Annotated in this window: 18 protein-coding genes and 1 pseudogene; 12 read left to right on the top strand and 7 right to left on the bottom strand. The window is 42.3% G+C overall.

Going from position 1 to position 15,644, the window contains the following annotated elements; genetic code table 11:
- The first annotated feature begins 73 nt into the window (after positions 1-73).
- The 7 genes from H6G17_RS04960 (at position 74) to H6G17_RS04930 (ending at position 5,088) form a co-directional block, all read left to right on the top strand.
- Complete coding sequence (locus H6G17_RS04960) at positions 74-469, top strand: nuclear transport factor 2 family protein (protein ID WP_192154723.1); 396 nt, start codon at positions 74-76, stop codon at positions 467-469.
- A 59-nt stretch (positions 470-528) separates the two neighbouring features.
- Positions 529-1,203, top strand: a complete 675-nt coding sequence (locus H6G17_RS04955; RefSeq protein WP_192154721.1) for an exonuclease — start codon at positions 529-531, stop codon at positions 1,201-1,203.
- 142 nt (positions 1,204-1,345) lie between these two features.
- Positions 1,346-1,804 (top strand): DoxX family protein, encoded by a 459-nt coding sequence (locus tag H6G17_RS04950; RefSeq protein WP_192154719.1) that lies wholly within the window; start codon positions 1,346-1,348, stop codon positions 1,802-1,804.
- A gap of 93 nt (positions 1,805-1,897) precedes the next feature.
- Positions 1,898-2,719, top strand: a complete 822-nt coding sequence (locus H6G17_RS04945) for a tetratricopeptide repeat protein (RefSeq protein WP_192154717.1) — start codon at positions 1,898-1,900, stop codon at positions 2,717-2,719.
- Between the two features lie 204 nt (positions 2,720-2,923).
- Complete coding sequence (locus H6G17_RS04940) at positions 2,924-3,301, top strand: DUF952 domain-containing protein (protein WP_192154715.1); 378 nt, start codon at positions 2,924-2,926, stop codon at positions 3,299-3,301.
- A 70-nt stretch (positions 3,302-3,371) separates the two neighbouring features.
- The gene (locus tag H6G17_RS04935) at positions 3,372-4,337 is read left to right on the top strand and encodes a queuosine salvage family protein (protein WP_192154713.1); all 966 of its coding nucleotides are present in this window, start codon (positions 3,372-3,374) and stop codon (positions 4,335-4,337) included.
- A 487-nt stretch (positions 4,338-4,824) separates the two neighbouring features.
- Positions 4,825-5,088 carry a hypothetical protein gene (locus tag H6G17_RS04930; RefSeq protein ID WP_015156872.1) on the top strand — a complete coding sequence of 88 codons (264 nt, stop codon included), beginning with the start codon at positions 4,825-4,827 and terminating at the stop codon, positions 5,086-5,088.
- Positions 5,089-5,115: 27 nt separating this feature from the next.
- Here the strand turns inward: H6G17_RS04930 and H6G17_RS04925 are convergent, their stop codons facing one another.
- Complete coding sequence (locus H6G17_RS04925) at positions 5,116-5,277, bottom strand: molybdenum-pterin-binding domain-containing protein (RefSeq protein ID WP_071925454.1); 162 nt, start codon at positions 5,275-5,277, stop codon at positions 5,116-5,118.
- Between the two features lie 498 nt (positions 5,278-5,775).
- Between H6G17_RS04925 and H6G17_RS04920 the strand changes: the two genes are divergently transcribed.
- Positions 5,776-6,120: a hypothetical protein gene (locus tag H6G17_RS04920; RefSeq protein WP_192154711.1), complete on the top strand. Its 345-nt coding sequence runs from the start codon at positions 5,776-5,778 to the stop codon at positions 6,118-6,120.
- 18 nt (positions 6,121-6,138) lie between these two features.
- Here the strand turns inward: H6G17_RS04920 and H6G17_RS04915 are convergent, their stop codons facing one another.
- The 3 genes from H6G17_RS04915 to H6G17_RS04905 form a co-directional block, all read right to left on the bottom strand.
- A complete protein-coding gene (locus H6G17_RS04915; protein ID WP_192154709.1) occupies positions 6,139-6,867 on the bottom strand; it encodes a pyridoxine 5'-phosphate synthase in 729 nt (242 codons plus the stop codon).
- 57 nt (positions 6,868-6,924) lie between these two features.
- A complete protein-coding gene (locus H6G17_RS04910; RefSeq protein ID WP_192154707.1) occupies positions 6,925-7,464 on the bottom strand; it encodes a GNAT family N-acetyltransferase in 540 nt (179 codons plus the stop codon).
- Between the two features lie 110 nt (positions 7,465-7,574).
- Positions 7,575-9,056 carry an aminotransferase class I/II-fold pyridoxal phosphate-dependent enzyme gene (locus H6G17_RS04905; RefSeq protein WP_192154705.1) on the bottom strand — a complete coding sequence of 494 codons (1,482 nt, stop codon included), beginning with the start codon at positions 9,054-9,056 and terminating at the stop codon, positions 7,575-7,577.
- Positions 9,057-9,332: 276 nt separating this feature from the next.
- Here H6G17_RS04905 and H6G17_RS04900 point away from each other — a divergent pair, with 276 nt between their 5' ends.
- Positions 9,333-9,587, top strand: coding sequence for a hypothetical protein (locus H6G17_RS04900; RefSeq protein ID WP_192154703.1), 255 nt, complete (start codon positions 9,333-9,335; stop codon positions 9,585-9,587).
- 243 nt (positions 9,588-9,830) lie between these two features.
- Here the strand turns inward: H6G17_RS04900 and H6G17_RS04895 are convergent, their stop codons facing one another.
- From H6G17_RS04895 to H6G17_RS04885, 3 genes are read right to left on the bottom strand one after another with little or no spacing between them, the layout of a single operon-like run.
- Positions 9,831-11,498 (bottom strand): CocE/NonD family hydrolase, encoded by a 1,668-nt coding sequence (locus H6G17_RS04895; protein WP_192154701.1) that lies wholly within the window; start codon positions 11,496-11,498, stop codon positions 9,831-9,833.
- Positions 11,492-11,947 (bottom strand): cupin domain-containing protein, encoded by a 456-nt coding sequence (locus H6G17_RS04890; RefSeq protein WP_039713097.1) that lies wholly within the window; start codon positions 11,945-11,947, stop codon positions 11,492-11,494. The genes H6G17_RS04895 and H6G17_RS04890 overlap by 7 nt, the downstream gene beginning before the upstream one ends.
- A 55-nt stretch (positions 11,948-12,002) precedes the next feature.
- The gene (locus H6G17_RS04885; RefSeq protein WP_192155104.1) at positions 12,003-12,788 is read right to left on the bottom strand and encodes an isochorismatase family cysteine hydrolase; all 786 of its coding nucleotides are present in this window, start codon (positions 12,786-12,788) and stop codon (positions 12,003-12,005) included.
- A 196-nt stretch (positions 12,789-12,984) separates the two neighbouring features.
- Here H6G17_RS04885 and H6G17_RS04880 point away from each other — a divergent pair, with 196 nt between their 5' ends.
- The 3 genes and pseudogenes from H6G17_RS04880 (at position 12,985) to H6G17_RS32465 (ending at position 15,348) form a co-directional block, all read left to right on the top strand.
- Positions 12,985-14,382: an amidohydrolase family protein gene (locus H6G17_RS04880; RefSeq protein ID WP_192154698.1), complete on the top strand. Its 1,398-nt coding sequence runs from the start codon at positions 12,985-12,987 to the stop codon at positions 14,380-14,382.
- A 240-nt stretch (positions 14,383-14,622) separates the two neighbouring features.
- Positions 14,623-14,889 carry a hypothetical protein gene (locus tag H6G17_RS32475; protein WP_199316521.1) on the top strand — a complete coding sequence of 89 codons (267 nt, stop codon included), beginning with the start codon at positions 14,623-14,625 and terminating at the stop codon, positions 14,887-14,889.
- A gap of 9 nt (positions 14,890-14,898) precedes the next feature.
- Positions 14,899-15,348 (top strand): annotated as a pseudogene (locus H6G17_RS32465) (rhomboid family intramembrane serine protease).
- Positions 15,349-15,644: the final 296 nt, after the last annotated feature.

Raw genomic sequence — 15,644 nt, 5'->3', positions numbered from 1 at the left:
TCTCTACAGATAGAGGTAGCTACCTTGACAAAAATTAATAATTTTAGAACGGAAGTTATAGGAGTTCAGCAAAATGACGAGTGAAATTGTCGATCGCTTTATGCAGACGCTTCAGCAAATCGAAGCTAGTGGCGATGTAGAACCATTAGTTGAAATGTTTGCCGAGGATGCAGAAGCGACTAACCTAGCAATGGTAGAACCACTCAAGAGAAAGGACGGCGTGCGGCGATTTTGGCAAAAGTATCTCTCAGTATTCGATCGCATTCACTCTGATTTCACCCATGTCACCGCAGATAGCAACACTGCGGTTATGGAGTGGCGATCGCAAGGGACTTTATCCAATGGTGAAGACGTACATTATCGAGGTGTCAGCATTATTGAAATTGACAATGGATTAGTACAAGCCTTCCGCACCTACTACGATTCAGCCGTATTTCTGCCTACAGGTGCAAAGCAAGCACAGAGATAATTGAGAGGTGATTAAGGCGATTAAAATGAAACAGCATCGATCTGCAAATAATCTAACCCATGCCATCCGAGATTCAGCTGTTACCTAACATTCATGCCAAATCCGTGCGCGAGAATGGCAAGCAATATTACTTAAGTACAAATGGCGATCGCCTTCCTAGTGTCTCTACCATCCTCAACGCTACAAAACCTCAAGCAGATCGAGATAGACTATTCAACTGGAAACAGCGTGTTGGTGTAGAAACTGCCAATCAAATCTCCTCCACTGCCAGCCGTCGCGGTACGCAAACGCATAAATACATTCAGCGTTACTTGCAGGGTGAAGATATATCTTGTTCTGAAGCCAGCCGTCCTTACTGGGAGAGTATCGCACCAGTCTTGGAAGAAATTGATGTCGTCAGATTAATTGAAGGGGCAGTTTTTCACTCAGACTTGAAATATGCTGGAATTGTAGACTGCGTTGCCAGTTATCGAGGTGTACCTTGTGTCTGTGAATGGAAAACAGCAGATCGACCAAAAAGAACCCTCGAACGGCTATTTGATTATCCTTTGCAATTAGTAGCTTATTTAGGTGCAGTCAATCATTATTATCGCGACTATGGAATTCAGTTGAATCGCGCCTTAATTGTCGTCGCAATTCCCCAAACGCCAGCAGAAGTCTTTTGGTTTGAACCAGAAGCGATCGCCTCTTATTGGCAACAATGGCAACAGCGTGTTACTTCCTATTGGCAATAAGGGTGTGGGGTGTGGGGTGTAGAGAAGACTTAGAAATTACGTCTTTAGATAGAAGCATTTACACTCATATCATCATTAGAACTGGCAGAAGAGAACCGCTCGTCACAATTTTGACTTTTAACTTTTGACTTTTGACTTACTTATGAACTCAAGTACCAGTCAGCCCAATCGACGCAAAGAAATTTTCCGAGGCATTCTGGCTGTAGCAATTATTATTGTAGGAATGACTCATTTTCTCAAACCATTAGAATACGCTAAAATTGTTCCGCCTCAACTGCCCAATTCCGTCGAACTAGTTTATATCAGCGGTTTTTTTGAAATTTTGGGTGGCATTGGTTTGTTAATTCCCTTTATTAGCGTTGCTGCGGCTTGGGGGCTGATTATTTTATTTATTGCTGTCTTTCCCGCCAACATTTATTTAGCAACTCACAGCGATATTGTCATTGAAGGCATTCCACATAGCCCGATTATGTATTGGGTGAGGCTACCGTTACAAACAGTTTTAATTGCCTGGGCATGGTGGTATACTCGTAAGCCAGAAGCGCAACCAGGAGCAAAAAGTTTTGTCTCTGGTACGGAAAAGTTAGTTAGTCGAGATTAAATTAGTAATGGATAGTTGTTGGTTAACGGTTAACGGTTGACAGTTAACTACTCTCTGACAACTGATAACTGATAACTGACAACTGATAACTGTATGGGACGATCGATTGAAGCAAATCAAAATAATTTTGCCACTGAGGTTATCGAGCGATCGCAACAACAACTCGTTTTAGTCGATTTTTTTGCTCAATGGTGCGGTCCTTGTCAGGTTCTCAAACCAATTCTCGAAAAACTTGTAGAAGAATATAACTTTACCCTGGCTAAAGTCGATATCGACAAAAACCCGGAACTAGCGCAGGCGTATCGCGTAGAAGGGGTTCCCGATGTCAAAATTTTTAGCCAAGGACAAATGCAGCCAGGATTTGTCGGCGTGCTACCAGAGGCACAAATTCGGGAATTACTAGCTCAATACGGCTTAAAATCTACTTTAGATACCGAAATAGAAGCAATCCAACTCGATCGCGCTGCTGGTAATATTGAAACAGCCAAGCAACGCTTCCGCGAACTGATCGAACTCTATCCTCAAAATCCCAAATTAGCGATCGCTGCCGCAGAGTTTTTAATTGGAATTGGTAGTTTAGAATCGGCAGAAAAATTGCTGGCAGCAGTCCCTTCTGGTAGTCGAGAATACGATGCTAAAGTCCGAACGCTGCGAGAGTTGATGCAGTGGCAGCATCAAGCAGCACAGCTCGTACCAGAAACAGATTTAGACCAACAATATTTGCAAGCAGTTCAATTGACTCTTAAGGGGGATTACGAATCAGCACTATCTATTCTATTGGCGATGGTAGAGCGCGATCGCAAGTATCAAAATGATGCCGCTCGCAAAGCGATGATAACAATTTTTGGTCTACTAGAAGACGACCATCCCTTAACTAAGAGCTATCGCAAGCAACTAACTCTTGTTTTGTACTAAAAATTAGTTATCAGTTTTCAGTTACTTCTTTTCAAATATCACACACCGCGCCCCGCTCATTTTAAACAAATCTCATCTTCTATGAAAAAGCGCTATCAAACATTACTAAAAAATAAAAAAATGCCCATTGAGACTGAACATAACACTATCATAATTAGTAGAGATTAATATTGACGATAGTAAATGTAATGTCAGCTCAGGTTCATGTCAGTTCAGGCAGATACGACTGCTCCACAACTTATCTTGCACATCACGCAGCGATCGCAATGGGAACAAGCACGTAGAGAAGGAATCTATCGAGGTGACACGCTCGATACTGAAGGGTTTATTCACTGCTCTACGCCAGCACAAATCGTTAAAGTAGCCAATAAGTTTTTCTTTCAGCATCAAGAATTAATCGTGCTTTGTATCGATTCTCGGCGCGTGCTAGTTGAGATTAAATATGAAGAATCGGAACCCGAAGAGCAATATCCTCATATTTACGGTTCGCTCAACATAGATGCTGTAATTAAGGTAATCGAGTTTGCACGAGGCGCAAATGGCAAATTTGAATTTCCGCCACAACTTGTGGGATTTACTTGAGGAATGCCGTCTGTGCATCTTGTAATTAATTGGTGTAAGATGCCGATGCTATGAAGTTAGGGGAGTGGAGATGAGTTTAGGTATACTAGATCGAGTCCGTGCAGCCGCGCAAGAAGTCGCTGCTAGGGCAAATTACGTCCGCATTGACGAGTCAAGTATTCCAGCCTATGTTGCTTCTTTGCCCATAGAACAGGCTAGTTCGCCCAAACTCGATCCCCGCTATCATTATCTTGGCGATCCGCGAGAAATAGTCGCTTATATTCTCACGCTCAATGCGATCAACTTTGGTTCTGGCTACTTTCCCCACCTACAAAAACGTCCTCGTCTTTCGGGATACTTTACCATTGCCACCTGTCTGAAAGAGCGGTTTGAAACTCGTGGTGCTTTTAGAGCGCGAGAACTTTGTCGCCTAACGCCGGAAGATTGTGCGAATATTTTCGAGCAAAATCTCACTAAACCACCAATTCGAGAGTTGATGGGGTTATTTGCCTCAGCCTGGAATGAATTAGGACGACATCTACTCGATCGCTATGAAGGAGATTTTGTCGGATTAGTCAATGCGGCTGACTCATCAGCCGAGCGTTTAGTAGAATTGTTGGCAAAAATGCCTCATTTTCAAGATATACAAACATATAACAATGTAGAAGTTCCATTTTACAAACGCGCTCAAATAACCGCTGCCGATTTATCAATTGCACTAGGAAATCAAAGTTTTGGTTTTTTCAACGACTTACCACGATTAACAATTTTTGCTGACAATCTCATTCCTCACGTTTTGCGTGTCGATAATATTTTACAATACGAGCAAAGTTTGGCTGCAAAAATCGATGCCGAAGAATTAATTGCTGCGGGAACTGAGGAAGAAATTGAGATCCGTGCCTGTACTATTCACGCTGCGGAGTTGATAGTCGCACAGTTGCGCCGCTTAGAGCATAAAGTTTCTGCCTTGAAATTAGACTATTTCCTTTGGAATCGCGGACAGCAACCTGAATACAAATCACGTCCGCGCCACCGAACCCGGACGATATTTTATTAACTATTGATAGCAATCCCGAACGCGATCGCTAGAGAGCAGGCTATGATTTGCAAGTTGTTAGCGATCGCCCGTAAGACTGGCTATTTTTCTACTGTCCCTTGCCTCTCGCCTCTTACCAAAAACAAACAACCGAGCGCAAGATTTAATCTAAAATTCATAAACTTAGTCAATTAATCGCTGTTATTTAAAGAACTTGTAAACAATGTTCGTTACTGCTCGAAATCGGGAACACTTATAGCGTATCTTAATGTATCTTGTTCTTAGTAGTGATTTAACCTATAGTTCAAATTTATCTAAAAGAATAAAACTATGTCGCTAGACAGCTAGCAGAATAATTCTTCTGAACATGGCTAGTGATGTGAGGGACTGATTATGGGGTGTGTGTCTCTAACTAGATCGATCGAGAATTGCCGTCTCTGAAATTCGCCTGTAGGTTAATAGTTATAAGTTCTTGAGTGTAAACTCGGAATTGGAGCGCAGCAGCAACATGACACCAATTCAAATAGCCGCGTTAGAGCAGTTTTTGGCTAACAATGGTTTTCTATATGACGATTATGATGAAGAAACTGGTGCGGTTATCTATAGTGTCAGCAGAGGTGACTGGACGATGCAAATAGCTTATGGCGATGAATGTTACTACTGCTTGTATAACGATGTCACCGAGGATGCTGATTGTGCGGAAATTACTCAGCTAGCGGAATTAATGGTGAAGTATGACAGGCTAGCCAAAACTCATTGGCACGCCGCTTAGGGAGTGAAATAGGCGCGTCGCCATAAATCACTCGGTTTGACTGTCCTCAGAATATGTAGGTAGCTTGCGGATCATTGCCCGCAGCAAGTCAGTTTTTGTTCTCTGAGTTTGATGACAATATGTTTCGAGCGCTTGCATTTCTAGCTCCGAAACTTTGAAGGTGATCCACTGCTTTGAATCCTTAGCCACTTGTCCACAGTTGAAGTAACATTAAAACCCACAACGAGCTTCTGTATAGACTAGCACGATATCTTGTGCGTTTAACAAATAGTGGTATCGCAAGAGACTGATTCTGTGCCGCAATTGTGAAAAATTAGATGGTAATTGGTACTAATATCAACCAACCTGCCTCGAACGAGAGTCAGGGGTTACGCTGGGCAATCTATGCTTTTGCAGCATACTTAGCATTTATTGGTCAATTTTATTCACAATCTAGATCTTATTAGGCTGGCTCCTCGCTCCTGATACGCCTGTAAGAATTTAAACGAAGTATTATTTAGCACGGTGAAAAAGAAGCTTTGGAACGATTAGAATTCGCTCTAAAGCTGTATGTAAATTTCTGTGGCTAGATAGATTAACTTGTCCGTCAGCGAACAAACAATAGTACTAGGTTTATGGTTTAGTAGTTTTAGCAAAGAGTATTAACAAGTTGAACGTACAAAATCTAGTCAAGTCGTGGGGTGCGCTATGCTAGAAGATATAGACTTAACAAAAATTAAGGCAATTGGAGAAGTCATTCAGAAGAATTTAGCGATCGTACAGCAAGCGTTGGGAATTGAGGTAGCAAATGATGATGACTTAAGTGAATTAGAAATTGAATCAGAAGGATTTGCCAAGGAAACTATTAGTAACTTCCCCATCAGGAGACTGACTGCATCAGAACTGGCAGAAGAAAAATGCTATGTGTTTGCTATGAGAGAGGCAAACATAGCTAGATTTTTGGAAAATCAAGCTATGTTTGCAGAAAGCGTGACCAAGTTTAATAGCTCGAAAGATAGATTTGTTCAACGACAAAAAGTCAGACATCGGTAATACCGATGTCTGACTTTTTCAAATTTTTGACTCTGACAGCACTTTCAAATACTCTTTTACTGCTGTTGATAGTCCCACGTCTAATGCATCTGCTATGAGTGCATGACCGATTGAGACTTCAAGTATATCTGAAATCGAGCAGAATTTCGCCAAGTTTTGTAGGTTCAAATCGTGTCCGGCATTGACACCTAAACCGATCTCTTGAGCTTGTTTAGCGGCAGCAGCATATTGTTGAAAGACTGATTCTACATTACCATGACGAAAAGCTGTAGCATAAGGTTCTGTATATAATTCAATGCGATCGCTACCAATCTTTTTAGCAATTTTAATTTGATTGAGATCGGTATCCATAAACAGACTGACGCGAATTCCTAAAGATTTTAATTCGTTAATAATTGGTATCAGCTTTTCCCCATCTCGAACCAAATCCCAGCCGCAATCGGAAGTGAATGTATCTGGTGCATCTGGAACCAGAGTACACTGAGTTGGGTTTACTTGGCGGACTATCTCCATAAATGGAGGCTGAAAAGGATTATCTTCAATATTTAACTCAACTGTTAACATTTCTGCTAACTCATAAACATCTGAAGGTTTGATATGTCGTTCGTCGGGACGAGGATGAACGGTAATTCCGCTGGCTCCTGCGTCGATGCAAATTTGTGCTGCGCGAGTAACGCTTAGAATGCCAATAGTTCGAGTATTTCTCAATAAAGCAACTTTATTAAGATTGACACTAAGGTTGGTCATAAAGTTAGATCTTTCTATTTTTAGGATCGTTTCATACAAGCAACTCGATCGTAAAAATTAATTGTTTAAGTTCAACCAATAAAACATTGTATCACCAGTCATCCTGGGAAAACTAGGAGGTAAAACTAATCGATGTATTCTGATAAATCCATTTTTTTCGTAAAATTTATGCGCCGCTTGAAAAACATCAACTGTTCCTAAATAGATGTCACGAATATCTTTTGTTCGCGCCCAATTTAAAAGCGAATTTAATAGCCATTGACCTAAGCCTATTTCCTTCCCGCGATACTTAGAATCGACAAACATTTTTCTCAAAGCTAGCTGACTATTACCTATATCAATAGCGGCGATCGTACCGATAACTTTTTCTCGATCTAAAGCAATCCAAAAATTACCATTACCTTGTTGGTAGAACTTTGGAATGTCTAGTAAGTCGTGTTGGTCTTTGAGAGTAATTGGCAAGCCAAACTCTTGTTGTTGAATGTTTAAGATGAGCTTGATAATTGCTGCTTGATATTGAGTCTGGTAGGTGACAATTTGAATATTCTGAATATTTGATAATTCGCCTGAGAAATTAGGTGAAGTAGATTCTAACATTGAGCTAATAATCTCATTCTAATTCTGCAATAGCTTGATAGTACGCTTTATCTATCCTATTGATATATTTCTGGTTAGGCGGGCATTGCCTGCCCTACAATTGATGTTGACTAAACGTACTTCTGCAAGATTTCTCCTAAAATGGCGATCCCTTGCTCGATTTGTTCTGGTAAAAGGGTAAAATTCAAACGCAAAGCAGGATAACTTTGCTGTCCGCCTGGGAAAAAAGGCGTTCCTTCGGCAACGAACACGCCTCTGGCTAACGCTTTTTGACAAATTTCTGCTAGCGGTAAGTGGGTAGGCATTTGCACCCACAAGAAAGTTCCACCTTTGGGAATTGTCCAATAAGTAGCAGGAGGATAGTGACGCTGCATAGCGCTTAGCATGGCGTTACGACTTTGCAGATGGACAGCTTGCAAATGTGCCAAATGATGGCGATAATGTCCAGATGCTAAATACTCGCTGACAATAGCTTGAGAAACTGTAGATACGTGGATGTCATCAAGTAATTTTCGCTCTACTAAAGGCTGATAGTTTTTTCCAGTAACAACTAGATAACCGACACGAATCCCCGGCATAATAGTTTTAGAAAATGTGCCAGCATAGATGACGCGATCGGTTCGATCTAATGCTTTAATTGGTACTGGTACGGGTTCAAAATTTAATCCTTCATATGCATTATCTTCAAGTACGACGCAGTCATATTTTTCTGCTAATTCTAATAACTGACGGCGATGCTCTAAGCAAGTTGTTAGACCTGTAGGATTGTGAAGGGTACTGACAGTGAAGATTAATTTAGGACGATAAGTGTAAAGGTTTTTTTCCAATAATTCTAAGTTTATTCCTTCAGCTGTCATCGGTATACCAATCACCCTTGCACCCATGTTGTACAGCAGAGATAACATCCCGTGCCAAGTGGGACTCTCTACCAACACCCAATCACCAGGATTCACATAGTGATGCACGACTAGAGAGATCCCCTGTTTGGAACCGTTCGTAATAATTAAATTGTCTGCCGTAATGTTTAAACCGTGCTGCTGTACTAATAGTCGTGCAATTTGTTGCCGCAGTACAGTCTGTCCTTGGGGTAAATCGTAGTTAAATAAGCTACCTGATATGTGCTTAACAGCACGTCGGGCAATGCGCGGTAACTCATCTAGTCCAGAAGCCAAGGAGAAGCCACTACTGAGATCGATTGTCCCTGGTTGCTGGCGGGCTTGCACCGATTTCATATAGAGATTGAAATAAGAATCTCCCTCAAATTCTTGAATTAGTGGTGGTAGAGGCGGTTGTTCTAAAACAATTGTGTCTTGGGGTGGCGCGAATTGGTGCTTCGACTCGACGCGATCGATTTTTGCCGGACAGACGAAGTAGCCAGATCCTTGACGGGCTTCTACGAGTCCTTCTGCTGCTAAGACATTGTAAGCTTCAATGACGGTAAGTTTATTCACCCGCGTACTAGCAGACAGGGTGCGAATGGAAGGAAGCTTATCCCCCGATCGCAATGCACCAGTTTCAATCAAATGACGGATGCGATCGCGGATCTGGAGATAAACTGCCGTAGATGAGTGTCTTTCAATAGGAATTCTCACGATGCAATCCTTTTTAAAGATTGAGAATTCAGCCTGTTTAAATATGATAAATGATTCATCTGAATCTGTGATGGTACACTTTGACTGTATTTACCTAGAACAGTTTTAGATCGAGTCAACTGTTCTATTTAAAATTTCTAAATCCGTACCTTATCAATTTTGTCTGCTGAGGATAAAACTAGAAATAAGCAAGTTAAAAGTCAAAAAGCAAAAGGCAAAAAGATAGAAATTTGCCGATAAATTTTGCCGTGAATAAATCTCACTACAAGGTTTACTATGATGAAAACTTCAGTTTTACCTACGCAAAAAACAAAAATATTTTTATTGCTCATTGAGAGTTTTAAGGCAATTATTGAAAAATTAATTCAGACTTTAACTCGCGGTCATGAATTGCAAGTTTGGCGCAAAAAAGACCGTAATGGTAACGCTTACTGGCAAGCATTCGATCCAAAAACCCGTAAATCTACTAGTCTCAGTTCCGAGGCAGAAATGCGAATTTGGATCGAGCAACGATACTACCACTCTGACTAAACGAAACATGGAACTCATCATTACTTACTCAATTGTCCACATCTGTTTAGTAGCAGTATCGTGGCTTTCGACCAATGCAAAAAATCGACCTATCTCTCCTCCAACCCGCTACCTTGGGAGTACGCATATTAAACCAGAAGTAACAATAGAAATGCAAAAAACACGACTTTGGTTTTAACTTAAATCACAACCAAAATACCTTTTGCGCTCTTACTTTGCGCCTCTGCGTCTTTGCGCGACATTTCATCCAAAATCCACCACTGGCAACAACAACCTTGAAGCGCGATGGTTGCTTCGCAAACCGCCTTCGGCATCGCCACCACACTCAACCCTCAAAGTCACAACTTCGGCATCCATCAACCGCGTGCTACCCAAAGGCGAACCCGTACCAGGATTCATCGGATAAGCCGGAAAACAAGCCGCGCTTAAACTCAACCGCAAAGCATTCCCCTTTCTAATACACACGCACGTCGCTTGCAGAGACATTTTTAAAGGTCGATCTTGTCCTGACGCAACATGAATGTAACCCTGAGTCAAGTTATATACACTCCCATTCGGATGTACCTCAGAAACCACCGCACACAAGTCATGACTGGGCGTATCCGCACTACACCAAATCTCTGCCATCACTTCCCCCGCTAAATGTAAATCTGCGACTAGGGGTGCAGTAGTATAAGTCAAAACATCAGTACGACAATCAATTTGCGATCGCTCAAACGATCCTGCGGGTACGACTGCATGACCTCCCAACGCTGGCACGGGTCGCCAAGGGTCGTGAACGAAGACATCTGAAGCATAGGATTCGGGACAAGATTCGCTTAGCATCCCTGAGTCTTCCCGAATACTTGCCAATCCAGTGCTTGACAAAAAATACGATTTCTGGTTTGATTTGCTTATTATGGGTAAAGTGTGCCACATATTAGTTCCCATCTCAAACCAACGAATTGGTGACTCTGCTTCTAAGCCTGTATCCAAACCCTTCAAAAACAGATCGAACCAACGAACTTGCATCTCATCTACGGGACTGACAGCTTCCAGCCCGTAATCAACTGCACCGACTTTGCGCGACCAAGGTAAATGCGCCCAAGGTCCCACGAGCAATTGCTGACGATATTGACTCCGTTCTGCCATATCTTTGTACAAACGCAGCGTCCCGCGCAGGTATGTATCAAACCAGCCACCAATGTGAAACATCGGTAGATCTATGTGTTGCAAGTGGCGCTGAGGCGAAATTTCCTGCCAGTAGTCATCATCTTGAGAATGTTCCAACCACTCGTGATAGAAGGCATTAGGTGCAAATTTACGCAGACACTCGTTTAAGCTGGGAACGCGATCGTAGACAGATATATCTTGAGCTGCAGCGTAAAGAGTGTAATGTGCTGCAACATCACCCTGTATCCTGGCGGATTCGGCAGCGAGTTGAATTGCCCAGCCCAAATTCGTTTGCAAGCAAAACGCCCCACCCTCGTATACCCAGTCACTGTAGAGGTTATAGGCAACCATCGCGGGGCAAATTGTTCTTAAAGCAGGAGGCTTGGCAGCAGCAGCATATAACTGTGTCATTCCCTGATAAGAAAAGCCATACATCCCAACTTTGCCATTACTACCAGGTAAATTCGCCGCCCAATTTACCGTATCTTCGCCATCTTCAATTTCATGGACGAATAGCTTAAATTCTCCCTCTGATGTACCTCGCCCTCGCACGTCTTGAATGACGACAATATATCCACGGGCAGCATACCAAGTTGGATGGGCGTAGACTACAGTAGACGCGATCGCCCTACCATAGGGTTGACGCATTAATAATATGGGAAATTCACCCTCAGCATCAGGATAGTAGACATCTGCATCCAACCGCACGCGATTGCGCGTCAGCATCGAAACAGTTTTTTTCGGGCGCACTGCTAACATAAAACTGGTGCAGGTAAGCGACGCAACACGGAAATATCCTCCTCATCCAGCTCTACAGGCGTACCGCTACGGATCAGTTCGGCAAAGTCTTCGTTTGGAACCATGATACACAGGGCATACAACCGAGTCGAACCAGTATTTTCTATGATATGAGTTCCCGTAGCAGGGACTAAAATGCTATCTCCGGCTTGGATAGAAACCGTTTTCCCATCACACATTGCTCGTCCTTCGCCTTTGAGGATAAAAAACATTTCTACTGCCCGTCGGTGTCGATTAGGAGGAGTCTTGCCATCCACATCAAAAATTTCTACACACATTGTCAGTGACTTGTTAGCAGTTGCCGTGTCAAAGACAAGCGCCAATCTGTTGGTATCTTGAGGGCTAATCCGAAAGGCTTGGTAGTCTTGGGGAGACTTAACAACGGGAATTACACAACGATTTGTATTCATACGTGGTAATTGGTAGTTGGTAATAGGTAAGAGGCGAGAAGTAACTGATAACTGGTCACTGGTTACTGGTCGCTGTATCTTTAATTGCTTCCACGATAGCTTGGGAATCGGTGACAAAACCAAAGCATTGCTTAACGTTGTATAAAGTTGCCAGCCAGCAATATTCTGGGGATGTGGTAGCGGTACAGTCTTCGACTAACACGCAGTCGTAGCCTAAAAAATTAGCATCTTGTAATGTTGCCATGACGCATTGATCGACATTTACGCCTGCAAAAAATAGCGTCGTTCTGCCCAAATTATGCAAAATACTATCTAAGGGAGTATCCCAAAAACCACTCATGCGGTACTTATCGACGCGGATATCTTGGGGAAGTTGTTCTAACTCATCTACTACCGCCGCCGCCCAACTTCCAGCCGTTAGTACCTTAGCACCGTTGGTAGGGAGAGGGTCGCCTAACCCGACTCCCGTACCTGTGGGGTTGTAAACGTGGCGCGAACCAGCACTAATATTAACTAAATCGGGACGATTCCCCCAGTTAACCCAGATGACGGGGACATCAATTTGCCGCAAAACTGGCAGTAAAGATTTTAGCGGTGAAATTGGGCTGCGGGCGGGAGTCACATCCACGCCAATATGTGCCAGCCAGCCATCGGGATGACAGAAATCATTTTGCATATCTATAACTAGAATGGCAGACTTTGCCAGGTCGAGGCGTAAAGTTTTAGTTTGAGTTTGTAGGGTAATAATTTTTGTGTCTAGAGGCGGACGAGTGATATCTGCGATCGCTTCATTGACTGCCCAGGCGTTGGGTGGTATTCCTAGAGTTGTTAGGTGGTTCATATTAGAGGGGAGTTGGGAGTCGGGAGTCGGCGTACATAGATGTTTGTCCAGATGCGGTTCGATCGATGCATCGCACGCCTCCATATGCAAGATTATTATTCAGTGACTTTGTACTCTGAGTAGAAATCTTTTTTACAGAATTGGTGTCACACTAAATAACAAGATTTTATATTTGTTGATATTTCAGGATAAGTTTGTGAGTTATACGATTCAACAAGTCTTAATTCCGGTTGAAGACGGTTACACAATAGTAGACGTGCAGATAGAAAACGATCGCATTGCTGCTATTGCTCCCCAATTACCTATAAACGGCACGGCGATCGATGGTAATAATAAGTTACTCCTACCTGGTTTTTTTAACGCTCACACGCATTCTTCTGAAATGTGGCAACGCGGGATGATTTCTCCCGTTCCTTTAGAGTTGTGGCTTGCCGAACTGTACGATTTTGCCCCCCTGGATCCCGAACAAGTCTATCTCAGTGCTTTGGGTACGGCGGTAGAAACCCTACTTTCAGGAGGGACTAGCGTTGTCGATCACTTAGTTTTGATCCCAGGAAAGGAAATTGAAACTGTAGCAGCGGCAGTGAGGGCTTATCATGAAATTGGGATTCGGGCTTTCGTTGCGCCCCTAATTCAAGATGAAGCTTTGACTGCGGGAATACCGACTGGAGGGAAGGAAGTAGAAAAAGAAGCTTTCTTTCGTTCTACAAATGAGATATTGGCAATGATGGAGGACGTTGTGACTCAATTCCACCGCCCAGAGGAAGGAATTAATCTACTCGTCGCCCCTACAGGAATTCAACTATGTTCTGATGCTTTATTTACAGGGTGTATTGAATTGAGCGATCGCTACAATCTCTGTCGTCATTCTCACTTACTCGAAACCAAAGCCCAGAAAAAATTAGCACGAGAAAAATACGATTGCAGTGCTGTAGAACACTTAAAACAAATTGGCTATTTGAGCGCTCGCACTTCTTTAGCCCATTGTGTATGGTTAGATGACGACGACATTGCTATCCTTGCCGAAACGAAATCAACTGTAGTTCACAATCCCTTAAGTAACCTACGTTTAGGTAGCGGGATCGCCCCTATCTTAAAATATCGTCAAGCAGAAATAAACGTAAGTTTTGGTTGCGATGGTTCTGCGAGTAATGATTCGCAAGATTTGTTAGAAGCAATCAAAATTGGTTCAATTCTACACACCGTTACCGATCCAGATTATCGTCACTGGATTACACCACGTCAAGCAGTAGAAATGGCATCTTGCGGCGGGGCGAAAGGGCTAAATGTTTCAGATACAATAGGAACCTTAACAGTAGGAAAAAAAGCCGATCTAGTAGTTTATAATTTGACTAATTTATCGCTCCTACCTCGTACCGATCCGATTGGTTTACTAATATTAGGTCGTCCAACTCAGGTTGTTGATAGTGTCTGGGTAAATGGCAAACAAATTGTGAGTGGTGGGAAGTTAACAACTATTGATGTTGACGAACTACGACAAAAACTATTTCATCGCAGCCAATGGAGTAGCCAGCGCCAATCTAAAACTGTGACAGAAATTGAGGCTCGCTATCGCGTGGTGATGGGATTATAAGTTAAAAACGAGAAAGAAAAAATTTCCAATTAAATCATATTCTTCGTTCGACCTGCGCGATCGCTCTCATTCTCTTCAGCTCGAACAAATTTACCTAACTTTTCTATCATTTCTCTATGTTGCTGTGAGCGCAGTGCATGTTCCTCTGCTTCAGCAATGTGTGCTGACGATAACTTTTTCCTATTCTAGTATTTACGTCTATTCTGCCCTCTGTCTGCCCAATCGATGTCTGACAAAAGAATGAGTTTTTCTCCAACTCCTATGATTCCGATTAGCAATCGCATTTCTAGCGGTAGGCAACCAGTTGTTGTCTATTTAATAATAGGTATAAATATTGTTTTATTTATCTGGGAATGGCAACTCGATGTTAAAGGAGAACTAAGCCATATCATTAGTAGTTGGGGAGTGACTCCAACAAAAATAGTTTATGTCGCGGCAGCAGCTTTTACTACCTTGAATCCTGCTGCTTGGATAGCTTGGCTTTTACTTGAGTTGTCCCTAGTTTAAGGACTATTCTTGCATAGTAGTTTCAGCCATTTAATTGGTAATTCACTATTTTTATTAGTATTTTGCAAAATTTTAGAAAACTTATTATGACATCTTAAGTTTTTATATTTTTATTTACTATGTGGCGTTTTGACCTTTGGATTGCAGATTTTAGTTGAGCCTACACTCAACTTACCTTTAATTGGCTCGAATGGTGCGATCGTGGGAGTTTTAGGAGCTTATCTCTACAAGTTTCCTAGAACTAAAATCGACACAATCTTACCCTTATTAACTATATTTATTCCGATAGAGATACCAGTATCCTTTTATTTGTATTGGTGGTTTATTCAACAGTTATTCTATAGTATTGGCAACTTGAGCATTCATAGCAGTGTAAATTCTTTCAGTTTTAGCTATTGGATGCATGAGATTGGATTAGTTATTGGTATAGTCTTGATGTGCTCTCTAAAATATAAGTAGTGATAAACAATATCTGTAAATTCATGCATCATATAGAACGGTAAGTTCTCTAACGCGAAAGTTTTATCTTTCTTGATAGTAGTCTCGACGCGATATGACAGCCACAATCTCGCTTCGTTTTTACGAAGGGATTTTTTCTAATAAAATGACCGAGAAATAGCAAAAGCCTCGCTCTGTAGAGCGAGGCTTTTGAGGAAAAATGAACCTGGCGCGGAGCTATTGTGCCGTGGGGCGACCCCCAGAGTATCGTCGCCGCAGTCGCGTTTCACACCTGAGTTCGGGATGGAGTCAGAGTG

This window comes from Chroococcidiopsis sp. [FACHB-1243] (assembly GCF_014696895.1).
Lineage (GTDB): Bacteria > Cyanobacteriota > Cyanobacteriia > Cyanobacteriales > Chroococcidiopsidaceae > Chroococcidiopsis.
This window is presented reverse-complemented; position numbering and strand designations above follow the sequence as displayed.